The organism is Bradyrhizobium sp. NAS96.2 (assembly GCF_001908235.1).
Lineage (GTDB): Bacteria > Pseudomonadota > Alphaproteobacteria > Rhizobiales > Xanthobacteraceae > Bradyrhizobium.
Genome location: NZ_LGHK01000001.1, coordinates 1 through 23414, shown reverse-complemented (window position 1 = coordinate 23414; position 23414 = coordinate 1). Strand labels below are relative to the sequence as shown.

14 protein-coding genes and 2 pseudogenes are annotated in these 23414 nt (G+C 55.8%); 11 read left to right on the top strand and 5 right to left on the bottom strand.

Translation table 11 applies throughout. The features are described 5' to 3' along the window. Positions 1–154: 154 nt before the first annotated feature. The 4 genes from AC628_RS00080 to AC628_RS42385 form a co-directional block, all read right to left on the bottom strand. Positions 155–595: a VirK family protein gene (locus tag AC628_RS00080; RefSeq protein ID WP_074124689.1), complete on the bottom strand. Its 441-nt coding sequence runs from the start codon at positions 593–595 to the stop codon at positions 155–157. A gap of 640 nt (positions 596–1235) precedes the next feature. Next, positions 1236–1907: a hypothetical protein gene (locus AC628_RS00075; protein WP_074124688.1), complete on the bottom strand. Its 672-nt coding sequence runs from the start codon at positions 1905–1907 to the stop codon at positions 1236–1238. A gap of 61 nt (positions 1908–1968) precedes the next feature. Then, positions 1969–2718, bottom strand: coding sequence for a P-loop NTPase family protein (locus AC628_RS00070; protein ID WP_074124687.1), 750 nt, complete (start codon positions 2716–2718; stop codon positions 1969–1971). A 776-nt stretch (positions 2719–3494) separates the two neighbouring features. Next, the gene (locus AC628_RS42385) at positions 3495–3701 is read right to left on the bottom strand and encodes a hypothetical protein (RefSeq protein WP_143201349.1); all 207 of its coding nucleotides are present in this window, start codon (positions 3699–3701) and stop codon (positions 3495–3497) included. Between the two features lie 1695 nt (positions 3702–5396). On the opposite strand from AC628_RS42385, the gene AC628_RS00055 reads away from it, so the two are divergent. The 3 genes from AC628_RS00055 (at position 5397) to AC628_RS00045 (ending at position 9128) form a co-directional block, all read left to right on the top strand. Next, positions 5397–6881, top strand: coding sequence for an MATE family efflux transporter (locus AC628_RS00055; RefSeq protein ID WP_074124685.1), 1485 nt, complete (start codon positions 5397–5399; stop codon positions 6879–6881). A 661-nt stretch (positions 6882–7542) separates the two neighbouring features. Further along, positions 7543–8031, top strand: coding sequence for a GNAT family N-acetyltransferase (locus AC628_RS00050; RefSeq protein WP_074124684.1), 489 nt, complete (start codon positions 7543–7545; stop codon positions 8029–8031). An 86-nt stretch (positions 8032–8117) separates the two neighbouring features. Further along, entirely contained in the window at positions 8118–9128 is a 1011-nt protein-coding gene (locus AC628_RS00045; protein WP_074124745.1) for a PLP-dependent cysteine synthase family protein, read from the top strand. Between the two features lie 849 nt (positions 9129–9977). Here the strand turns inward: AC628_RS00045 and AC628_RS00040 are convergent. Then, a complete protein-coding gene (locus AC628_RS00040; protein ID WP_074124683.1) occupies positions 9978–10223 on the bottom strand; it encodes a hypothetical protein in 246 nt (81 codons plus the stop codon). A gap of 1011 nt (positions 10224–11234) precedes the next feature. Between AC628_RS00040 and AC628_RS00035 the strand changes: the two genes are divergently transcribed. The 8 genes and pseudogenes from AC628_RS00035 to AC628_RS00005 all read left to right on the top strand — a co-directional run. Beyond that, positions 11235–12344: a TlpA disulfide reductase family protein gene (locus AC628_RS00035; RefSeq protein WP_074124682.1), complete on the top strand. Its 1110-nt coding sequence runs from the start codon at positions 11235–11237 to the stop codon at positions 12342–12344. Positions 12345–14349: 2005 nt separating this feature from the next. Continuing rightward, positions 14350–15486: pseudogene (locus AC628_RS41895) on the top strand (hydroxymethylglutaryl-CoA lyase-like TIM-barrel protein); the annotation flags it as partial. A gap of 87 nt (positions 15487–15573) precedes the next feature. Beyond that, positions 15574–16305: a serine O-acetyltransferase gene (cysE, locus tag AC628_RS41890; RefSeq protein ID WP_245320957.1), complete on the top strand. Its 732-nt coding sequence runs from the start codon at positions 15574–15576 to the stop codon at positions 16303–16305. Positions 16306–16473: 168 nt separating this feature from the next. Then, entirely contained in the window at positions 16474–17937 is a 1464-nt protein-coding gene (locus AC628_RS00025; protein WP_074124680.1) for an MmgE/PrpD family protein, read from the top strand. A gap of 115 nt (positions 17938–18052) precedes the next feature. Next, the gene (locus tag AC628_RS00020) at positions 18053–19222 is read left to right on the top strand and encodes a M24 family metallopeptidase (RefSeq protein WP_210190135.1); all 1170 of its coding nucleotides are present in this window, start codon (positions 18053–18055) and stop codon (positions 19220–19222) included. Positions 19223–19447: 225 nt separating this feature from the next. Beyond that, positions 19448–20362, top strand: coding sequence for a GntR family transcriptional regulator (locus AC628_RS46045; RefSeq protein WP_083632494.1), 915 nt, complete (start codon positions 19448–19450; stop codon positions 20360–20362). Positions 20363–20806: 444 nt separating this feature from the next. After that, a complete protein-coding gene (locus AC628_RS00010) occupies positions 20807–21856 on the top strand; it encodes a homoserine dehydrogenase (protein ID WP_074124677.1) in 1050 nt (349 codons plus the stop codon). A gap of 518 nt (positions 21857–22374) precedes the next feature. Continuing rightward, positions 22375–22983 (top strand): annotated as a pseudogene (locus AC628_RS00005) (IS110 family transposase); the annotation flags it as partial. Positions 22984–23414 lie beyond the last annotated feature (431 nt).

The following is a 23414-nucleotide window of genomic DNA, read 5'->3' as shown; positions in this document are numbered from 1 at the left end:
GTCATGGCATCGGCGGAGTTCATGGCCAAATCTCGTGGCGAACGATACATCGCTTATCGCCCGGCAAAGTCACTAAGGACCAGAGCCGGACGCGCGCCAGCCATCAGCAGGATGCGCGAAACTGCACACCGGCCGACGGCTGCGCTTTCTCCGACTACCAGACGAACTTCGCGCCATCGGGCAATTCGCAGGTGAACTCGCCCTGGTTTACGGCTTCCGTAGTTCCGGCAGCCAGCTTGGACGCCCGCACGGTGAGCTTGCCGTCGCGGCCGAGGCTGTGGCGAATGTATTCGGTCACCGGATGTCCCGAGCTGTCCAGGGTTTGATGCGCATCGGCGAAGCTGATGCCGTTCTGGGCGGACACCCTGAAGGCACGGATAGCCAGTCCGCCCTGCACGGCCGGTCCGGGCTTGCCGCCATCGGCGGTGGTGCATCGGCTCAGGTCCAGTACGACCTTCACGTTCTTGCCGTCCTGCAGGGCACTGAGCACCTCGGCGTATTTCGGCGAGGGCTCATCAGCCCTGGCGATCGCGCTCACGCCTGCAACCGACAGCAGGGACAACAGGATCGACACGCATCTGCCACTGAACTGCATATGGTATTCTCCTCGATAGGAATCAAAGTCCGCGCATGCGCCAACTTGCCCGGCGTCGTGTCCCTAACCAGCTTGGCAGAACCCAGACATCTGGCGCGTTTGCCTTCCGACAACACCATGCGTTGCAACCGCAAGCTAGTCATTGCGAGGGCTAATCGAACGTCACAAACTCGTATGTGAGGTTTTCGAAACGACGCGACGAGTTTTCTGCGCCCTCGCTCAGAACCGAGCCCCACATGCCGACTCGGACGCAATCAGGCGGCGGCATTTCGTGAGCGTATTGGCTCGGCGGCTACGCTGATCTCCGTGCTGCGCAATCGAATCGAGACCAATGCGCCGTCGTGACATGGGCGCAATAGGACCAGGCAGTCCAAAGTCTGATGGGAAGATCCATGGGCTGGACTATGTAGGTCGAAGCGAGATCAGTTTCGTTCTGCCATGCTCCACGTCCGGCGGGTTCGACAGTCACCGCCCCGCCCGCGTGATCGCCTATCGCAGGTCGCGCGGTGACCTCATATCGCGGAGATTTTAGGCCGATGGCCAACGACCGCGCTCATAACGGGACGATTGGTGCAGTCGACCCGATGGAGCCTCGACTCTCAATGGTGCGACCTAGACCAACGACATTGAATCTGCGAGTTTAATATGATCTCCGTATCTGAGCACTCATTTCCAAGTCGCGAAGCAGGGTATAATTCCCTCGTATCCATTGATGCAGCTCGGTCGACCAATCCTTCTCGTTGCGCAGATATCCAGTGAAGGAAAAACTCAGTCGGTCTATGTAGGCCCTTAGAAATGTCGGAAGCGCGGGGATCCGGAGCACACGCCCGTCATCCATGATGTCCGGCAATGCGCCGCGTAGCACGAATTCATTGTGGACGGTGACCAGCGCCCCCGGCGGGGTCTGTCGCCGCAGCATCTCGTAACTGCGCCAGGACATACGATCAGTGCCTGCGACGAATAGTATAATCGGGACGACGTAATGGCGCACCGTCTCCTTCATGAAGCGGATCTCTTCGCACGTCTTGAAGAATTCGTCGAAGGCATGAAAGCCGAGGTCAATCACCTTGGCCAACCCATCGTGGACGATAAGCGGGTCGATCAGCTGGACCTTGCCGTAAGTATCGATCACATCTGCGGTTTCAGTGATGCGAGGGAGATAATCGAGCAATGACGGCTCCCTCAGGTTGACATCGAACGAGAGGGCCGTGCCGTTCGTCAGCACCAGGAACTCGCTTACGAGGCGGGCGATCAGGGTTTTGCCGACCTGCGGGCTAGGAGAGCAGATGATGTAGATGGGTGTTGCTAACATAGCCGGCAGTATCAATCGAGTTTCGTACGTGGGCCCAGCCCGTCGCTCGCGGAATACGCGGCTATTTCTCGCCGCCGCGGGTCACCGGCTTGGCGCCGGTCAATTCGGTCAAGTTGATGCGGTCATACTCGCTCCAGACATTTGCGAGCCAGTGACGGACGTAGCCGCGCAGCACGAAAGAGTAGTTCGCCGGCTCGTCGCGTCGTCCCTTGTTTGCGACGAAGTCGACGAAGGGGACGGAAGCGACTTCGACCTGCTCATAGGCCATCGCATCGAGCTTGGGTATGGTCAGCTCGGTGGCATACTTGATGCGGTGGAAATAGGAGTTGTAGGTCGATTGGTCCCACTGGAAGAACTGGGTGTCGTTGATGAAGTTCTTCACCAGGAAGTATTTCGCGCCGCCCATGAAATCGGCGGTTTCGGCGATCTCGTCCAGCGAGGCGATGGAAGGACCCAGGATATGGAACACGGCAAATGTGATTTGCCCGGACCGCGCGGCATCCAAAAATCCGATATCGCGCAAGGAACTCAACGCCGAGGACAATAGGCCAGCGCGAGCGTCTATCACGGTGACGGATAGCCCGGAGTTTAAGGTGTCAAAAATCTTCATCTGATCCCCGGTCGTCGTCATGTCGACGATCTCGGTGATGTCAGGGTGAAAGCGCTTCAACGTTCCCCGCGGTGACTCCGTGTCAAACGCGCGTGTCTGCACGGTATTGTTGCTGAAGTAGTCGAGAAGCGTTCGCGATACCGTCGTCTTTCCAACGCCACCCTTGTCCGCGCCGACCACAATCACAACTGGCTTCACCATGGAATTCCCCTGAGACACTCGCTCTCGCGCCGGCGCGACATGCGCCAGCGGCGGCGGTCTGCTTTGGATGCGAACATGGCAGAACGAGGGACAAGTGACTCTTTGAGACATCATCCAAGGGTTTAGGCGACAATTTTCATTACCGAGCTATCAGGACGAGGAGTGCAATGACGATAAAAGAGCGAAGCGATCGGCAGTTGCTGATGGTGACTCCAATGGCTTGCCAGCATCCTAACGAGCATTTCGGCAAAGGCCCGGGCTGCTGAGATAGTGGCACTCGCATAACGGTCGCGTTGTTCGACTGTGTATCAGTATTAAAATGGCTTGAACCGCACGTTGCGTCAGGTTGTAGAGTTGAAGAAGCGGTGACGTATGAGATGCCACGCTTGGCATCGATGACTAACAGGCGAACCAAGAGGTCTTGCCAGTGAGTGAGTTAGCTGGACGCGCAGTGACCTCGAAGATGAGGATCATCCCGGCGCAAGACCATGTGCATTCTCTTGATGCGAGCTGCGATGATGTGAAGATGCGGGATGCATGGTGACGGGGTTGGCACTGAATTTGCGTGTTTCGAACTAGCGTTTGTGTCAGACAATAAGGGGTTCGCAAACACCAGAAGCGTCCAACCATTGCCTTCGCGCTGTGAAGGCATCCATGTGTAGCCGAGTGCCGGCCGGGAATGACGACCAAGCGGACCCGCCCAGAGCGCTGGCAGCTCGGAAAGGATTGTGCGTTGCTTAATGCCGCCCTAAACGAGATTGAGTGCGCGAGCTACATTAGCGACTTCTGCGACCGCAGTGGTCAAGCACGGCAAGCAGCTGCGGATGATGGCGGATCGCGCGATGTTCCTGCAAACGGCTGCCGGCAGATTCCGACTTAGATTTTGTGGCAAGCTTCGGAGCGATGGAATAGCCGAAGCCCTCGTTAAGACTTTCGAGCGCGCCGAATCCCCGATCAATCCGCTGCACTACGAGTAATTGCATTGCGGTTCCAGCTGTTAAAGGCAGTCTAGAAACCAAGTTGAATATTGGGAGGTACCTTTCATCCTTGCTTTTCGCTAAGCTTAGACGATGAGCTCGGTGTCGAAGGTTGTAGCGGTAGGGCAATTTTCTTAGGAGAAGTCCTTTCGTTAGTCGCTGAGTTGTTCGCTTTAGTTTGGAAAAGCCGGCGAGTATCTGACAACACTGCTGCCGGCGCTCTTGCTGATTACGATCGGTGGCATCTTGCTCGTCTATGGATTACGCACTCGGATGCATGCATCTCAAGAATATTTGGATAATTGTCGCAATATCTGTGGGAGCGATTTTGGTGGTGGAACCAATTCTCACGTTCCTGCTCTTTCGAGAAATACCGACAACCGGTTCGCTGATCGGGCTGGCGTTCGGCGCGCTTGGTACGCTCGCTGCGATATTTCTGTAGGCGCTATGATGATCCGGGTTCAATTGGCGGCGTTTGGGCGATAATCGAACGCCAAAGGCATGGAAGTATATTCCGACGGACGTTAGCTGCGTGATAGTAAGAGTGGCGCGGTCGTCAGGTCGCGAGAGCTCATCAGTAAATGCCGCGTATGTCCTTCCCGAGGAATCTTAAGACTTAGCCGCAGCTTTGGTTTGTAACCCGCTGCATCTCCGCGTTTGGTGGTAGTCGAGACGAGTCTGGCCTTCAGTGTCATAGAATCGGAATGCTCGCGCATAGTTACTCGAAATAGTTGATTGTTGTGTAGCGACTCAAAGTCGACGAAACCGGTTGGGAGCTTTGGTCCAGTCGCGGTCTGTCGCTGCCGGCTGGCTTTCCTGAGAAACTCCACTGGATCGCGAGTGCCCTATGCGTCGACATGACTAGATGCATAATGTCACGCTTCAGACCCACGGGCCTTATCCTACGGCAGATACGCGATTATGGACAGAGAACCGGACGCGCGGCCGCTCCATAGCGATTGTCGGGGCGGACTAAGAACTGCATAAAATGTGGGAGCAAGGTCAATACTGTTGTTGTTTCTTATCTGTTCGGCACAAACAGGCCGGATTGGCCGGTCCAACGGCGGACTGCGCAATTACTGAAAGCTTTCATTTGGGCGATCACTGTAATGCCCAACCAAGCGTCTCATACCGATTGTCGGATGTACGACATGCTGTCGGACCACGAAACGTGGGCTTGAGCAAATAGTCGTCACAAATCAGGCTCCTACAGATGGCACGAGCCTTGAAAAGCAGATGCTATCCAGATGCCCCCCGTCGCGTGCTCGAGGATTTCCAGTGATGGCTTATAGAAATTGTCGCTTCTCATCACATCGATGCCCCGTATGCAAAGGATCCGCCTTAGTGCTGGTCGCAGACGAATTTATCCTCTGACGGACCACACAGTGATCGCGGTTCGCACAGCATCAATTGGGCGATGCTGGCAATCGAGCAAATTTCGGGCGCGCGGGCCATCTGCCGCGTTCGCTGACGGAAAGGCTGAGCCGAGGTGCATTGGTTTCTTCAATGGGCCAAGTGTGTGCCAGATCCGAGCTTAACGTCAGTTTTATCGACTGCGTGCGTCGATTGCGAGGCGCTTCTGAACAGCGCTGCGCGTGAGTCCTGCCCGCGAGTGGCAGTGAATCCTGGCCGGGAATCGGATCCATCTCAATGGAAAACGAAGTTGTCTAACCACTGAGGCAAACCTGGACAAAAATTCTCATGCACAAGATAGCCGAAAGAATGCCGGGGTCGGCTTCGGGGCAGGAAGTGACCAGACGGGCGGGCCATAGCGTCGCTGTCGAGCTCAGCGAAACCATGAAACTCGCGTGGTCGATAGCATTCACCCAAATTGGCCAGATCGTGATGATGACAACGGATCTTGCCTTCATTGGGCACGTCGGTGCAGAGCCGGTCGCCGCGGCAGCGTTGGCTAGCAGAGTCTATTTCCTTGCCTTCACGTTTGGTACGGGCCTGCTGTCACCGATAGCACCGTTGGTGGCACAGGCATTTGAGGCGAATAATCTTGCCAGGGTACGGCGTACCCTACGCATGGGATTGTGGGCGACGATGATGCTATCGTTCCCAACTATGGCGTTTGCGTTGTGCGGAGAGCAAATACTGTTGGCGTTTGGCCAGGCGCCCGACACGGCGCAACTCGCCCAGCGATATCTATTCGGGTTAGCCTGGGGCGCAACGCCGGCGCTGGGTTTTGTGGCTATCCGCGGCTTCATGGGTGCGGTCAACCGTCCGGAGCCCATTTTGTGGATCACGGTCGCGGCCATTCCACTCAATGCCCTGCTGGCTTATCTTTTCATATATGGGAAGCTTGGGCTGCCGCGTCTTGAGCTGTTCGGGGCAGGTCTTGCGACGACCCTCGTGAATTATGCGACTTTCTTGGCCGGTTTGTGGTTCGCCACAATGCGTCGCCCTTTCCATGACTACCGCGTGTTTGCACATCTTTCGCATTTTGATTGGCCCTTGATGCGACAAATCATAGTAATCGGAATGCCGACCTCAATCGCCTCGTTAATGGGCTACGGTGCGTTCTCGGCCGCAGCACTTCTGGCGGGTCTGATCAGCACCAGCGCGCTCGCTGCTCATCAAATCGCTCTTCAAGTCACTATGAGCCTTTCTATGATACCTTTCGGTATTAGCATGGCGGCGGCCGTGCGCGTTGGTCATGCCGTCGGCCGCAACGACCGTCCCGGTATCAGGCGGGCAGGTCTGGCCGCGATCTTGCTCGGTATCATAATCGCCGCGATACTGACGCTTGCGGTGATCGCCGCACGTTTTGAAATTGCTGAATTGTTCCTCGAGAACTCAAAAAATGATGCCGATAAGACGATCGGACTGGCTACGAAACTCCTATTGGTCGGCGCGAGCTTCTTTATCGCTGATGCCGCGCAGTTCATTGCGGCAGGGAGTTTGCGCGGACTGAAGGACACGCGGGTGCCGCTTCTATTCGTCGGCATCGCTCATTGGCTGATCGGCTTCTCTCTCAGCTACTTGCTTGGCTTGAAGATAGGCCTTGGCATCGTTGGCATCTGGATTGGTTTATCAATTGGGACGACCATCTACGCGGGACTTCTTGTCCTGCGTTTCCACCTGCTGACAAACAGGCGGCACCCCTCAGAACCAATATTTGATCGCGCAAGCCAACGTCATTGCACCGCCTGCTCGGCAAAAGAGAATTCTGAGGTGTAACGGTCGCTCGACCGTGTCGTTACGACTCTTGAGTTCACTGCATATACGGCTCGAAGAACTTTCGTGCTGTGTGATCTGCAGCCAGCCAATGTGATGGCATCAGGCCGCGATCGGGCCCGTGCAAACTTATAGCAGCTCAACCGTTTGCTTGTAGGACGGCGATAACAACTGGACCACACATTCGCCGGAGCGGCTGTCTCCGAAGCGACAAACCGACGCCGTGGGACCGCTGAGGCCAAAGGTTCGGTCATATCGTGCATCGGCCCCAAATTAGGCCGTTTTCGTCCATTCGAAGCCAGGAGCCAGCGTCGGCGCGGTGAGTTCGTCAGCAAAACTCCATCTTGGGGGAAATACGCAGTGACGGGTCTAGTTTTGCCACCTTCGGAATACTCTCTGTGAGTCTTTCGGGAAGCTCAAGCACCAGACAACCACTATTGGGGGTTGTCGGGTCCGCGACACCGTCATGTTAGGCTTGATCCGTGCTGCGCCCCCGTAATCGATTGAATCATTGTGAGAAACTGTGGTGAGCCTCTTTCTGCGCAGTTGGCACGACTTTTGACATCCCTTGCCCGGAGCAAGGAGCTGCCAGCCATACCAGCTGGTGAGTAATTTACTTGTACATCAGAGGTTGAGATCGAGGTCGAGCTAATAGGAGATCAATATGCGGGCGAGGCTGCAAGCCGTCTCTTACTTTGATTACGCCATGGTTGCCCATTTGAAGCTCGAGCCCAAGCAGGAACAGTTCGTGGATCCCTTGGATTTGGTGTTTGCACAGCTTCGAAAAAGTTCACATCACGAACTTGAGCACCCCTTCTCGATTGTTTTCGGCCCCGATGTTGTAGGTTTTCTTGTTCTTCGGGAAAAGGCGGCCTTGCCTGAATGGGCGCCACCAGACGTGGTCACTTTGCATAGTGTTCGGGTTGGCCGGGCATTCCAAGGCAACGGATATGGTAAGGCAACAACTGGGCTTGCCGCTGAATGGATCTCCACAAACCGAGTAGGCATCAACCGTCTCATGCTAGCTGTCAACGCACGAAACTTAACAGCTAGGCGCGTCTATCTGAAGTCTGGTTTTCGGGATACTGGCGCTACCCACTCTGGCCCAATCGGTCCTCAGAACATCCTTGAATATGAAATCAGTTCGGGATGATACCCCTTATTGACCTTCCGGTGGCGCTACCGGCCCATCCGCCGGCGGCTCGGCCAACAGTCTTACCAAATACAGTGAGAGATATGATGCTGCCCAGGATCGTAACGCAATTGATCGGCCAGACACCGATTATGTTAATAGAAGTCACCAACCCCAACGTCCGCCTGGTATTGAAGCTCGAAAAAAACAATCCCGGCGGCTCGATGAAAGACCGCATGGCACGCAGCATGGTCGTCGCCGCGCTGAGGGACGGGCGCCTTGCCCCAGGGGGCACGATAATTGAATCCTCTTCCGGAAATGCTGGCACAGGGCTCGCGCTAGCCGCCTTGGAATTTGGCCTTCGCTTCATCGCCGTTGTCGATCACCATGCGGCACCCGACAAGATCCGGACGATGCGCGCGCTCGGCGCCGAGATCCGTTACGTCGATGGGGATTTTGCCGAGGACGAAATCCCTGTCGCAGAGCGCATCCGCGTAGCGGCGCAGCTCGGCGCACAGCTTCCCGGTGCCCTCTTCATGAACCAACAGGAGAATCCGGCAAATCCGGAAGGTTATGTGGACCTCGCGGAAGAACTGATCGGCCAGCTTTCCGATGGCATCGACGCTTTTGTCGGATGCGTCGGGAGCGGCGGATCGATCACGGGTATCGCGCAGCGCCTCAAGCGCCATAATCCGAATCTGCGCACGGTCGGCGTGGAGCCAGCCGGCTCCATTGTCTTTGGCAAGCCTGGGCATCCTTACTATCAATCGGGCACGGGCATACCATCGGGGTACTGGGTCGGCTCGGTGCTGGACTACGGCTGCATCGATAATGGAGTGCAGGTGACCGACACCCAAGCCTTCGAGACGGCACGCTACATCGCTCGACGTAAGGGAATTCTAGTCGGTGGGTCAACTGGAGGCGCGATTTACAAGGCCTTGGAGTTTATCGCTGCAGGCGAGCTAACCGGCACGGTCGTGACCATGGTTGTCGACGGCGGTGAAAAGTACCTTAGTACGATTTTTGATGACGAGTGGATGGCGAAACGTCGTCTGCTGGATCCGAAGATCGCCGCTCAATTGGATGCCTGGCTTTTGGGCAAGGCACATGCAGCATGAGATTACATTTGCATTGCCGATCGGTCGTGCCACTCGAGACATCCCACTTCAAATAATGCCTAGTCGTCTGAACTTCGTTGTGACTGGCTCCACAGAAGTGGCATAGAAAAAATGCCAGATGCCTATTTGTGAGCGCTAGGCAAGGCCGTGTCCGCAACCAGTCCAAGTGGGGCGCTCGAAAGCCGACTTCTCGTGATCTCGCAAACAGGCAAGGCGAGCCCCTCTCTGGTGGGCCCGAATGCATCACCACCTTCAGCGGAAGACAAGCTTTCTATTTCGGCGCTCTCTCATTTTTTTGCGGTGGGTGGTGTCCGCGGCATTTGCCGACTGGCGCGTTGAGGATGTGCCGCATGGCCTCGGGCTCAAACGGCAAACGCATTTGTTCGTATGCTAACAGGTGTTTCGTCGATAGGGGGTGTCTTGAATCGTCTCCGAACTGATGGACACCTGTAGTATGAGGTGTTGGAGCAGAAAGCAGCTTAACCCTATCAATTGGTTTTTGGGGAGGATCATCACATTGACGAGTCTTGCATGATAGCGATGCAGATACTTGGCGGCAAGACATCGCGCTGACCACCTCAGCTACATCAGAGCTTAGCTGAACAAGATCGGATGCTAGTTAACGTAGGTTCAGGACGCTATCATATGAGACTCTCAGGTTCTCTGTTAGAAGGTTGACGCGACGAAGCTGGGTTAATCGAGGTTCCATAGAACTCTAGTGAAGCAGCTGAAAACGCGTCGTGCCGAAATTCCGCGTGCTGCCTGCGACGTGGAAGACTAGAATCGTGACACTGACGTAGTCAGAATCTGCATATTTGAGAGACCACGGGAGTACGAGAGATATTGGAGTCATCTTCTATGACCCGTCGACGGGGGTTTCTGATAGGGAATCTCGAGTTCGATTTCGTGCGGCACCTCGACGATGTTTTCTGGATGATGACCATTTTGGAAAAGCGCGTATTTGAAGGCTTGGGTGCGGCTCGCGAACAGACCACCAAAAAGGCCGCTCTGTTCGCGAGCAACCCAGTTGCCACGACGATTCCTGCCAACACAAACGATCGATGCTGGGCACGAAGGATGATCGACAATCTTCATATTCTTAATCCTTCCATGAAGACAAGTGATCCGGAATCGTGCGACGATCGCCTTCCTCAGCATGGGGTTCTTAGCCCGAGAGAACCACCTGGCGACGCCGCGTTTAGCGCACCTCTATATGCAGCACCATTCGCTTGAGCCGAAGCTCAGCGCCGCCAAACGGCCAGGTCACTGGTGTTTTTGATTGTTGCAACAATCTCCATCGGATCAATGATGCAGCCGGTGCGTGAATCGTTGCCGCGTCGGCGGTGCTAGTCTCAGGATAAACGGCGTCAGCGCATTCGTTACCATCAATTGGGGAGGCGCTCCCACCAAATCCGCGAAAGAGCCGCCGGTCTATCCCTGGTGATCTTGCTCCAGCAATCGGCGTGCCACTCGCGAGATCGGATGCGCGGCGATAGGCCATTTGAATTTGCAGCCACTTAACGAGCTCAAGGCCTTAAGTCAGACATGAATTGCACGACGAAGAGGTAGCTGCTGGAGATAGCTTTTGAACGTTAGAGACGATGATATGCCATATGTGTTTCTCGCTCGTCATCGGTGGTTGACCGGGCGTCCTCGACAATGCGCCCGCCGGCCGGCTTCGAACGCTCAGCCCGCTCGATTGGTCTAAATGATCAAGGCCTCATCGTCGGTTGTTTCGGAGGATGGCTGACGCCGCTTGAACGGGAGCGCGCCTTGCTGTCAGTCCGTCAAGCTGCACTCCGTTGATGGTGTTCCGACATTGTCGTCTGCGATCGGACACGGTTGCATCTCAATAGATGTCGGTTGCCTCTCGCGAAAGCTCGCTACGGTCAGCACGGTGATCTCCATATCGAGGAGGGCGGGGCACTATCGGAGACCTAGTACGCCAGAGGGCGGCTGGCACGGCGATTGCTTTTTTTGATATGGCAACGTTGAGCGAACGTGAGCGCGAGCAAACGCAATACGGGCGACGCTCCCATTGCTGCGGAAGTCTGTGCACTCTTCTAAGAGCCGACTCGCAAGGTTGCGTAAATCGATGCCCAGATTATGGAGAGCAACATTGTGCTGCGTATGGAGAGCCCAGCTCCCCCGATGATAGTGAAGAGCTGGCTGCGTGGACAGCCCCTCACGAGTTTCCAAATCGGAGTAGTGTACATCATTGAATTTTGGGCAACTTCCTGCGGACCATCCGTGGCGGCGATGCTCTACCTTGCACGGCTGCAACGGAAATACAGAGATAGCGGACTTGAGGTCATAGGAGTCGCGAGTCAGTGGCGAGCTTCAACAACGGCCGAACCGCGAATCGAGTTCGACGCATGTCTGACCGAGACCCTGTCGAGACTGAACTATCGGGTTGCTCTTGATACCGATGAAATGCGCAATGCTTGGAGTGATCCCCGTTCTTCGCTTGCGATTCCTACCTCGTTTGTCGTCGACCGAGATCGTCACATCGCCTTCGTCGGTAGTCCGACGCAGCTCGATTATGTCTTGCCTAAAGTTGTCGCTGGCGTGTGGCGCAAAAGCGATGAAGCTAAAGCTTTGGATGCCGAGCGGATATCCGAAAACCGAGTTATGATTCTAGCCATGACCGGACCGATCTACACCAAACTGCGGTCGGCGATGAAGACTGAGGATTGGAAAAGGGCGCTCTCGGCTGTCGAAGAGGGAATCGTCCTGATGCCGGACAGCATCGAGTTCCGTGTTACTCATGCGCTCCTCTTGCTTCACAAACTGCATGACGTGGAGGCCGGCCTGCTGGTCATGCGCCAATTGGTTCGCGATGCGATCGATAAAGAGTCCGAGCTGTGGATGACAAAGGCTATAAGCCAACTCTTTGATCCGACGCAGGACCACGACCATATTCCGCGCGCCGAGCGGCTCGCGATGGGGAGAGATCTCTCCGAGAAAATTCTTGCCTTGAATCCCCCGGAAGACGAGGGCTATAAGTTCTTGTCTTATGGAGCGGTTGCTCAGTATTGTTACGAGAGTGGCGACAAGGAGCGCGCGATCGAATTGGTCGAGCTGGCATTAAAGTCGCTGGACACTCCAGAACATGTCCCGGACGGAGTGAAGCTGCGCTGCATGCCGTCGTTGCTACAGGCCTTGGCCAATTACAAGAAAGGTTGCGAGTTACGCGAACGTCAAGTCCGCCAATAAGGAGTGCCGAGCTTTGTGATCGAAGTTCTTGACAGGAGCCAAATCTGGTCTGCGTCACCATGGTAACGCCTGTAGCATACGCCGATGATAAACCGTGAGACGACGTCAAGTGCAACAAGCAGCGGAGGCTGGCAAGCGTACATAGCTGTGCCTGCGACGTTCCAGTACGCCAGGCAAGAGCGGCGGCTCGCGATCGGGTGTCCGCGCTGACTGTGTTCAGGTGGGGATAAGAAGGCCGCGTAGCTTGTCGACGAATAGCGGATCGTTCACCAGACTTGGATGTCTGGTGCGCCAAGCCGAACGCGGCCCACAATCGACGGATTTGGTCGAAAAGGCAATCTCCGCAGTTATCAAGCGGATCGCCCGTGCGTTGGCCGGCCGGTATCGCATTCAAAGTACAGCGCGAAGCGACTGGACTGCAGTGTAGACTACATAGCACCATAGCGAGCGTCAAAATCGGTCGCGCGGCCGCGCCGGAGCTTGGCGCGAGGCCTTCTTGGTCAGGCATCCGCACATCGCCGGATCGCACGGCATCGCTTGATAGCGACTGGGCAACGCGATGATGACGAACTAGCATTTCCTAAGTACGCTTGCTCATTTTGACACAGTACCAACGGCGCGATCGGCCGGCTATGCATGCGCCACAAGCGCCCTCGCTCTCCTCCTCAGGTCCCAACGCTCCTCCGGGTGACGAATTTGCATGCCAGATGAATCGAGAGTCGTTCGACTTCGGAGAACAAGTTTCCTAACACGCCAAGCCGGAGGGAGAAGACATAGATGGGCTCGAGAATTTGCATATTGACAAATTAGTCCATCGTTTCGTCGAACCAATCGGCGGCGGCCTGAAGCTCCTACTACGGGAGCGCTCTCGCTGAAGGCATCCGCAGCAATTCGCTGTGATGAGGGAGCGGAGAAAGATGAAGGCTTCGAAGTTTTTAGAGCGGAAGAGTCGCTCCTTGTGCAGCACGCGCCGATGCGATGCTGGTGATGGACAGCTGCGAAAGGATTGCCAATTGAGCTACTCAATTTAGAAGAATGACGCGCGTTTGCCGACCGAGATCCAACCGCTGAAGCAGGTCGAAGACGATGACGACAGGCTGCGCAACCTGATGACATATCTCGGCTCGACAAGAAAAACCGGCAGGATACGCTGCGTCGGAAAATCTAATGCACGTCCGGAAGCGCAAGCTCGTTGATGAGATGCATCACGATTGGGAGCGTCGATCGCCAGCGGTTTCGCGGCTCATCGTCCAGGCAAGCCGAATAGTGGATGGTTTGTCAGAATAGCCTGCGCTGCGGTACAAGGACCGTCACGTCTGAAGCGGTGAAAAGTCGGCTCGTCAATCAGATTGGAGTCGGCGCATCTATTGTGTGGCTGGCCTTGCAATTACTTGACAAGATGCCCAAGCGTCCTGTTAAGGCAAAGCTGCGGGACAGGCGGCGGGCAGGACCAACGAGACGAGGGCTACGGACTTCGTTCGTGACGAACGGACGCGCAACCACAAGATGCGTATGTTGCTGATCGTCGATACATTCTAGCGCTCTCGCGCACGCTGGAGCCGTTGTTCACATTCCGTGGCACTGACGCCGTGGAGATATCGAAACGGGTCTGCAAAGTGGATTCTTGCGACGATCCGTCATCAATCAAGGGCAGCAAGTATGGTCACGCGAGTTAGATCGTAGGGCCTACCAGCGCGGTACAACGCTTGCACAACCGGCCGGTCGCGCGAGAACAGTATCAAATGTGTTACATCATACCATCGAGGCACGTCAGCGGCGGTCGGGACATGAATCCTCTCGCATCGTCCGATTAGGTCACCAGTCGGTTTGAGACAAATCCGGAGTTCCGAGCTGCAAGCGCGATGGTGTCGGCGTTGCGACACTGTCGAATTTGCTACAATCCGGCTGCACGGCGAACTACGGTTTCTTGGACACCTTGGACAAATGCAGGGTGGCATGCGACTTGCTCGACGCCTACTTGGCCAAGGGCGAGGAGGAGCTTCCCATGATCACCGCGAATACTGCCAAATGCTCCGAGACGACGTCCATCGTACTCAGCGACGCGACGCTTAGGCATGGCGCGCGGGCGCCCGGCGCTACCTTTACTGCTGCCGAAAAGCTGATAATTGCGCAGGCATTGGCACGGGCGGGCGTCACCGAGATCGAGGCAGGCACTCCAGCACTGAGCAAAGAGGAAATTGGGTCTATCCGAGCCATTGCCGAGGCCGGTCTTCCGCTCCTGACCATCGGCTGCTGCAGTATGCGTGAAGCCGATGTCGATGCGGCAATCGAGGCGAAAGTGTCGATGGTCAATGTCACGATTCCGGCCTCTGACGTTCAAATCGCCGCTAAGCTTGGTGGTGATCGCGAGCTGGCGCTGCGGCGGGTGCGCCGGGTGGTCAGTTACGCCCGCGAGCGAGGGCTTCAAGTGGCTGTAGCGGGCGAGGACGCCTCCCGCGCTAATGTTGATTTTCTCATCTCGCTGATCGCAACCGCAAAGACCTCGGGGGCGAGGCGCTTTTGTGTCTCCGACACGTTTAGCGTCCTCGATCCTCTCTCGGCTTATGAACTTGTCGTCCGTTTGCGCGCAACCACCGATCTCGAATTGGAATTTGGCGGACAGGATGATCTCGGGCTCGCCACTGCTAACACGCTCGCAGCAATCAAGGGGGGCGCGAGCCATGCCTCGGTCGCTGTGAACTGCTTGGGTAAGCGCGCTGCCAACGCGGGGCTGGAGGACGTCGCGGTTGCACTGAAACAGCTCTACCGACACAACACCGGTATCGTGCTTTCAGAACTGGATAACGTCTCCGCATTGGTCGCGATCGCAGCCGCGCGCGCGAACATTGACAGAAATGCAAGTCTCGGTGATCATGTATTGACGCCTAAATCAATTGTCCACGTCGACGGACAGAACGATCATCGCATTTATCGATCGATCGGTCCGCCTCGGCTTGGGTGCTCCAATCGCACTTTGTTTGGCAGTGGTTCATGGTCTTCTGCCGCTGTCGCACGGCTCTCTCAGCAGTTTAACGTCAATGTACGGCGAGCGCTCAGGACTCTCGCGCGTATCCGCAAGTATGCGGTCGAGCAGGGGCAGGCCGAGCGCAACATCATCGTCGTAAGCTGGCGCGATATCTGCAGGGGCTCTTTGCTACGTTGCGCGCGACGCGTCAACGGTCAGCATCTTCTTCTCCGGTTCCGCTGCCGTGAGCCACGAGCCCCTACCGTGCTCGCTCTGATCCGCGGAGACATCGCTGGCGTCCGGCTGCGCGAACCGGCAGCGCGCAGCCGGTTGGACATATTGCTCACCTGTCCTGGTGTCCAAGCTGTGATCTGGTACCGGATTGCTAACCGCTTCTGGAGGGCCGGCTGGCGGCTTTCCGCCCGGCTGCTATCATTGTTCGGCCGCTTCTTAACCAATGTCGAGATTCATCCTGGCGCGACGATTGGCTCCCGATTTTTGATCGCCCATGGCGCCTGTGTCGTCATCGGCGAGACCGCGGAGATTGGCAACGATGTGACGCTCCATCATGGTGTTACGCTCGGCAGCGCAACATGGCCATGGTCATCCGGCAAACGCCATCCGACGCTGGAGGACGGGGTAGTGGTTGGCGCAGGTGCAAAGATCCTAGGGCCAATCACGGTCGGCCACGGCGCGCGTATCGGCGCCAACTCGGTCGTCAACGAAAGTATTCCGACTGATGTTACCGTCGTAGGCATCCCAGCAAGAGTGGTGCGGTCGCAAAATAGTCAGTCTCGCGGTTCCGGCTATATCGATCTGGACCACCATTTGATGCCGAAGCCGGTGGGCAAGGCAGTCGCCCTGCTGCTTGACCGCCTCGAATTTCTGGAGATGCGAGTGGGCCACATGCAACAGCAACTACGTGACCCGCTGCGTACGGAGCACAAGGCCTTATCAACTGGCACCCGCAGCCAAGAACGATGTGGTGTTGCATGATGAACAACATCGTCCCTTAGCAAGGGGCCCTCAGTCCACCAGTTTCGTCCTTCATATGCGGCGAGTAAGCCCCGACATTCGTTAACGGACGCAGCTGCGTATCTTAAGGCGCATACTAGAGAAGTTAGCAAAGGCCAATTCGACAGACCGTTAGATGCGGGAAAGACAATGCCGATAGAAAGAACCGACACTTTCGTTGAGAAAACTGGGGCGCTCTCCTCATTTGAACACATCCTCTTTCCACGCAGCTCACTTCACGAGGATGCTGGGTGTTTAGCGCGCTTTCTTACCAATTTAAGGTACGAAGATATTCCGAGCGATGTTCTTCAAACGGCAAAGCTTATTACGCTTGATACGCTAGGCTGTATCATATCGGGGACGATCACGCCTCTCGGCGAGAAGATTTTGACTGCATATGGTACCGGAAACCAACCGAACGGCTGCTGCGTTCCCGGCACTTCCTTGCGACTGTCGCCATCCTTGGCAGCTAAGTTGAACGCTTGGTTGTCTGATGTGCTTGACTACGAGGATGCAACGTTTGGTCATCCAAGCGCAACAATAATACCCGCAGCCTTAGCTATGGCGGAGCATCTCAATACAACACCGCAGCAGTTTCTCGCGGCAGTCGTTGCTGGTTATGAGGCAGGTGTACGCGTTCATGATGCGACTAGAGCGAGCCCGGAAACCTATCGAAAACTAGCCGTCTACCATGCGTGGCACGGCCTGGCAGCTGGCGCTGCCGCTATGGTCGTGTCAGGCGGGTCGGAGGAGCAATTTCGATCTGCTCTAGGGCATGCCGCTGCCAATACAAGTCTTCCCGTTTGGTACGTTCAATACGGTCGGCCAGCTCATGCTCTCAAAGCAAACTATGGTCAGATGGCTCTGGGTGGTCTCGATGCGGCCATCTGCGCTCGTCAAGACATCGTCGGTCCGTTCTCAATGCTAAGCGATGCAGAAAGGGGGTTTGCGAAGATAATTGGATCCGATCAATTCGACCCAACCCATCTCTCAGCAGGCCTTGGGAAAGTGTGGCGTACAAGAGAAACATCGCTCAAGGCATTCCCATGTTGTGGCTTTTTTCATACCACGATTGATGCAATTTCGCGGCTCGTCGACGTATATCACATTGATCATAAGAAGGTAGATCAACTACGGATTCGTTGTTTCTCAAGAATAGCTGAGTGGTTTTCAGACAGCGCGCCTTCTTCCTGGATTGATGCTCAATTCTCGGTGCAATACGTCTCAGCCATGGCTTTGCTTTCGATAGAGGTGGGAAGGGAGTGGTACTCTCCGGCGATTATGGCAAGCGATAGCGTGTCGGCGCTGATGAGAAAAATCCAAATCGAAGTCGATCCCACTGCTGAAGCAGCATTCTGGAGCCATGGCCAGTGTATGTCGTCAGTAATGATCTCTTTGAAGGACGGCCAGCATTTCAGTTCAACCGTCGCGTGGCCACCCGGTCATTGGCGCAGACCTTTTAGTGCTTCCGACGTCGAGAAAAAATTTCTGCATAATGTGCGCGGGACGCGTGTTGAAATGCATGGAGAGCAAATTGTCGAGACAGCGATGAATATCGACCGGTTTAGCTCATTGAGCGAGCTTCGCGGCTTGCTGAGTACAACCCGAACTTAGGTGAGCATGAGGTCGTTCATTCTAATTGAGAGCCCGAAGCCGGTCGGTTCAAAGAAAGCGTACGGAACCCGTATCTCATCTTTTAATGCAATGGACGTCTATGGAGAAGCAAAGGATGTCAACCGCGATTCCCTCCTGGCCGGGCGAGGCTGAAATAAGCTGTCGAATCTCTCGTCTGAAGGAAAACATGATCGAGTCGCCGTTCGATGCGCTTGTCATTACGTCTCGTTGCAATTTCGAGTACTACACAGGATTCCGAACGCTATCCTGGATCTCCGACACGCGTCCATTGCTGGGAATTGTTCGGCGCGACAAATGCGGGATTTCAATTCTGATCAACCGGATCGAGCAACGTAACGAATATTGTGGTCGTAATCCGGATGTGCATCCGATTTTCTATGACGGGTTCACCGAAGCCGCCCTCGAGAGCGCCGGCAACTTACTGCGAGAGCTTCCGAACGGATCTGTCATCGGCTTGGATTACGGACAAGATATGTTCGGCCGCGGATCGCTAGCCTTGGTCGATTCTCTGCGCGGCGCCCCGCATTACTTTCGGTTGGCGGATGCTGCCGAACTGATTTGGAGACAGCGCGCCGTTAAGGGGGAGCACGAGCTACAAGCCAAAAAAGTAACCTGCAAGATTGCGACTGATGCATTTTTCGATGGGTTGCTGGACCTCCAACTGGGGATGAGCGAATACAAATATGGGCAATTGCTCACGCAACGCATGATTGGCCTCGGTGCAGACAGCGTCGAGTGGCTCCCGGTTCGCTTTGGACGGGGAGGAAAAAGCTACGCCCAGCCGAACTCGGACAGCAGGCTGCAACACGACGACTTCGTCTGGGTCGACATAGGTGCGCGCCGTGCCGATCAGATCAGCGACGTAAGCCGGATGGCTAAGGTGGGCCGGGCGACGCAGGAACAAGAGCGGATGTATGATTTCGTAAGAGGTGTTACGCTCCGTCTGGCCCAAGGAATCCGGCCAGGCATGACTGGACACGACGTATATGCGTTCTTTGACAAGCTTTGGTCTGCTCGGAGGCTCTGCAATGTCGGCAGCGCCGGACGTGTCGGACATGGCTCGGGGGTGGCGCTGACGGAACCGCCGTCTCTGATGGCCGGTTCTACGGAGATGATTCTGGAAGACATGATTCTGCATGTAGAGCCAAAGCTCGAGGCCGCCGACGGCGTGTTTCAAATGGAAGAAGTGTTCAGGGTTACGCCGAGCGGTCCTGAGTTCTTGACAGAACTCTCACCGGCCAAACTGCCTGTTGTCGAAATTTGAGTGCTCGTTGCAAATCTCACCACGCAGCGACTGTGACGGCCTAAAACCGTTCGTGTTGCACGCGCGGATTGGTAGCTCCGCATCCCCAAGCCGCTTGGTTATGAATGCAATGGTGATCTTGCCGGCCGAGAAACTTGACGCAAGATCGAGTGTGCAGCAAAGCCGGCGTTGTTGTGCTTCCAATTAGTAATCGCGAGCTTAATAGGGCCTCGTCTTTACGTCCCCATGCTTGACTGTCTCAGATTTCGAGTGGGTTTACGATCGGCCAACACGCAACGTGTCGAGGTCTTGATCCGTCACCGGAGTTGTCATGGATCGACGTCAGCTTTGGGCCACACGCAATGGAGAAGGTTTGTGAATAAGCTACCATTAAGAACCTCATCATCGTTGCTGTATGAGGCGGTTCGTGGGGAAGTGCTTAGGCGAATAGAGAGCCATACCTATCCGCCGGGCGCTCCCATCCCATCCACGGCTATGCTCGCTGAGGAATTTGGCGTCAGTCGAATCACTATCAAACGAGCCTTACACGATCTACAAACCACGGGAGTTGTCGTTTCGTTCAGAGGTAAGGGGACCTATGTGAAGAAGCAGACAAGGATGCTACGCAGGCTCGATGTCGCCGCACCTACTGTTGACGGTGCGACGATCCAGCTGTTGTCCATCACGCGGGAAAAGATATCTGATCCAGCAATAGGCGCATTCGGGCCGCCTAAGCAGGCCATGCTATGTGTCCGTAAGCTTATCTTCGATGATCGCGTGCCCGTGATGTATGAGTCCACCTATCTTTCGTCCGATGTAGAAGCCGGGATAGTAGAGGGGCTCGGTGAGCGCTTTGTAACGATGGCGCTAGAGAGTCATAGTGTCTACGTCGTGAATACCGACTTAGTAATTGACGCGGCTCCCGCTACAGGCATGCTCGGGAGCCTCTTCGGAGTACCAACCGGTTATCCGATGCTGCGCCGTTCTTATAAATGTACGACAAGCGACGCAGAGATGATTTTGTTTGGTCTTGCCCAAGCTCCGTTCGACCAACTCGCCTATTCTTGCCGGCCGTCCCTAAAATGGAGCGAGTCGCGATCATCACGCCGGCCATCTAGGCGGGGTCGCGTCGGATCAAATCGCCAATCGAGTCCGATCTGAAACGAGCTCCAATACGACCGGATGCAAGCTTAGATGCATTTCGATGGTGCAGGAGGCTCTCCTCGAAGGCGGTGCTTGTCTCAATCGGCCTTGCAGATTCCGTTCAGCGGAAGAGGAAAACTGGAAGGGGATTACGGTTAAGCAGAGTCTCCTTAGCCGCAGCGGGCTTCTCTTTTCAACGATCGGGGTTGTGCATGCGAATAGCCTAGCGCTCTGAAAAGTATCACGCTCGAGTGCGGAGCGATGCTTCGAAGTCGAGTGCTCTTCGTCGTAACGCGCTTGGGTTAGTGCTCTCGATCGGCGTTCCAAGTTGAGCCAGCAATTGCCAACGGAATGGCGATAAACATTGGACAGAGCGATCCGCAGTTTCGTTTGGCTAACACCTTGCTTTTAGTGGTTCGGGCTTCAATATAGATAGCTGGCAAATTATCTTGGAAAAGCGTCATGACGACTTACAACGTTGCACTGATCGGCTTTGGTGGCGTGAACCAAGCTTTGGCGGAGCTTGTCGCAACGAGGAACGAGGCATGGGAGCGTGAACTTGGCTTCCGTTTAAGGATTGTCGCAGTCAGCGATCTTCGCTTTGGTTCCGTGGTGTCGCCCGATGGGCTCGACCCGAAAGTGATCATCGAGTCAAAATTCGCTCAAGTTGGCTTTGGGGAGCTTTCCGGCGGTAGCTCCCAAGCAGAGAATGAAAAGATCATCAAGTCAGCGCCGCCCGATATCATCGTTGAAGCGACGTTTACCAACTCGCAAGACGGTGAGCCTGCGGCGACGCACTGCCGTTGGGCAATTAACGCCGGCAAACATGTCGTAACCACGAACAAGGGCGCAGTGGCTCTTGCCGCTGGCGAGCTTAAGACGTTGGCGAAGAATCAGGGGGTAAAATTCGAGTACGAAGGTGCAGTGATGAGTGGAACGCCAATAATGCGCATGGCGAAAAAAATGCTCATTGGAGATCAGATCTCCGGCTTCGAGGGTATTCTGAATGGGACTTCAAACTTTGTTCTGGGGCGGATGGAGAGCGGCATCGATCGTTTCTCCGCCGTCAAGGAAGCGCAAGTGCTGGGATACGCTGAGGCAGATCCGACTTCGGATATCGAAGGAAACGACATTAGACTGAAAGTCGTGATCCTTGCGAACGAGTTACTAGGTGCAAACCTCAAACCAAAGGACGTTGCTTGCGAAGGAATCTCTAGATTGTCTCTCAATGAGATCGTCGCAGCGCTTAAGGAGAACTCCCGATGGAAGCTAATTGGGTCCGCCATTCGTGACAAGGACGGGAGTGTGGTCGCGAACGTTAGTCCAAAACGACTGCCGCTCGGACACCCGCTCGCAGCGGTTGCAGGTCGTATCAACGCGGTTTCGCTCAATACCGAGTTGCTCGGACCAGTAACGATATCAGGTCCGGGAGCAGGGCGGACGGAGACAGCATATGCGCTTCTGTCTGATATTATTACAATCCATTCTGACAATCTCGCGCGGGCTGGTTAACTGACGGGATTCTGAAAGCCACGTCCCTCGAGGCTAATTCTTGATAGTGCGGGGCGAAGGAGGAATAATGCCGCAAGCCAGGGTGCAAAAATCTAGTTCTGTGCGGTCCACACTGCATCGGGTATCCTGCGCGGCCGGCTGACCGGTTCATCCGCGACACCCGCCGCAAGATCGAGGGGCACGCGGCGCTGCAGGTGGTGTTCGCCTCCCGGCTTAGCTGAGCCACGCAAATCCGCTCACAATAGCAACGCCGGCGTGGACGGAAGCTTCATTCTTTCGATACCCCGGAGGTGGAGTGCGGGGTTATAGCCGCCGCGCCTATGAGGTTCGGCGTGAAAGCCTGCATCGTTGCCGATAACCGCCGTCGCTCGGAGGCATTTTGCGCCACACGCCTGCGGAATGTCTAATAATCGTAGGACCGTATGTCCGCCGCTGCCGGTGAGGTGGCTCGCCCTACACTGCGCGTCCGCGGGTTGCTCGGGCGGTCCGAGCCGATCCTCATCACAGGAGGACGAGCCGTGGCGGATTATAGGGAAGGGTTTGTCGGAATCGACGTGGCCAAGCTGAGATATGCCGTCGCGATTGCGGACGCAGACCGGTAGGGGAGGTTCGCTTCTCCGGTGAGGTCGATGCTTCGGCCGCCGCGTCATAGTGCGGATCGCCGCTCGGTTTGACCGCCTCCGCTTCTGTTATGAAGCCGGCCCGACCGGTTATGGCCTTTATCGCCTGATCCGGTCGCTCGGCCATGAATGCACAGTGGTGGTGCCATAGCCGATCCCAAGGAAGCCGGGCGATAGGGTGAAGACGAACCGCCGAGACGCCGTTTCTCCCGCCCGGTTGCTGCGCGCCGGCGAACTGACGTCGGTGTGGGTTCCCGATGAAGGTCACGAGCGATGCGAGATCTCGTTCGCGCTCGAGCCGCAGCGGTTGAGGCGCTGCGGGTCTCGACAGGTGAACAGGTGAGCGCCTTCATGCTCAAGCACCGCCGTACCTACCTTCGCAAGAAGGGTTGGACGATGCGCTATCTGCGCTGGCTTCACGAGCGGCAGTTCGATCTCCCCGCACATCAGATCGCGCTCCAAGAGATAGTCGAAGCAATTCGCGTCCCAGGGAGCGGGTCGGCGCGAGCGCCGTGTGGACGGTAGCGTCTGGCGCGCTGGATGTATCCCTTTAGGATACCCGGAAAGAGGCTCGCTGCGGCAGCGCTTATGCGAATCTCAAACATGGACCAGAATGTGCGAAAAACAAAAGCCGCTGATACGCCGTAAGAGGTGGCCAGTGCCATTCAAACTTGTGTGCGCGATTTAACGCGCGGCGGAAACACATAAAAGACAAGAACGCGGTGGCCGACTCGACAAGAGCGGTCGGTCCTTAGGCCTCCGCATTCTCTCTCTCTCCATCTCTCTTCGTCAGCAAAAGCCCCCGTGAAAAGGATATGACAATGTCACTAGCTTAGTACCCATTCCTTAAAGCGCACCGTTAGCTCCTCGAAGTGGTCAGCCCACCACTCATCGTTGATGCTAATGTTCAATTTATTATCTGGATTGGGCTGCCATTT

Bases quoted from the DNA above. Each gene is read 5' to 3' on its own strand.
- AC628_RS00080 (WP_074124689.1), bottom strand. From the start codon at position 595: ATGCAGTTCAGTGGCAGATGCGTGTCGATCCTGTTGTCCCTGCTGTCG.
- AC628_RS00075 (WP_074124688.1), bottom strand. From the start codon at position 1,907: ATGTTAGCAACACCCATCTACATCATCTGCTCTCCTAGCCCGCAGGTC.
- AC628_RS00070 (WP_074124687.1), bottom strand. From the start codon at position 2,718: ATGGTGAAGCCAGTTGTGATTGTGGTCGGCGCGGACAAGGGTGGCGTT.
- AC628_RS42385 (WP_143201349.1), bottom strand. From the start codon at position 3,701: ATGCAATTACTCGTAGTGCAGCGGATTGATCGGGGATTCGGCGCGCTC.
- AC628_RS00055 (WP_074124685.1), top strand. From the start codon at position 5,397: ATGCACAAGATAGCCGAAAGAATGCCGGGGTCGGCTTCGGGGCAGGAA.
- AC628_RS00050 (WP_074124684.1), top strand. From the start codon at position 7,543: ATGCGGGCGAGGCTGCAAGCCGTCTCTTACTTTGATTACGCCATGGTT.
- AC628_RS00045 (WP_074124745.1), top strand. From the start codon at position 8,118: ATGCTGCCCAGGATCGTAACGCAATTGATCGGCCAGACACCGATTATG.
- AC628_RS00040 (WP_074124683.1), bottom strand. From the start codon at position 10,223: ATGAAGATTGTCGATCATCCTTCGTGCCCAGCATCGATCGTTTGTGTT.
- AC628_RS00035 (WP_074124682.1), top strand. From the start codon at position 11,235: ATGGAGAGCAACATTGTGCTGCGTATGGAGAGCCCAGCTCCCCCGATG.
- AC628_RS00025 (WP_074124680.1), top strand. From the start codon at position 16,474: ATGCCGATAGAAAGAACCGACACTTTCGTTGAGAAAACTGGGGCGCTC.
- AC628_RS00020 (WP_210190135.1), top strand. From the start codon at position 18,053: ATGTCAACCGCGATTCCCTCCTGGCCGGGCGAGGCTGAAATAAGCTGT.
- AC628_RS46045 (WP_083632494.1), top strand. From the start codon at position 19,448: ATGCTTGACTGTCTCAGATTTCGAGTGGGTTTACGATCGGCCAACACG.
- AC628_RS00010 (WP_074124677.1), top strand. From the start codon at position 20,807: ATGACGACTTACAACGTTGCACTGATCGGCTTTGGTGGCGTGAACCAA.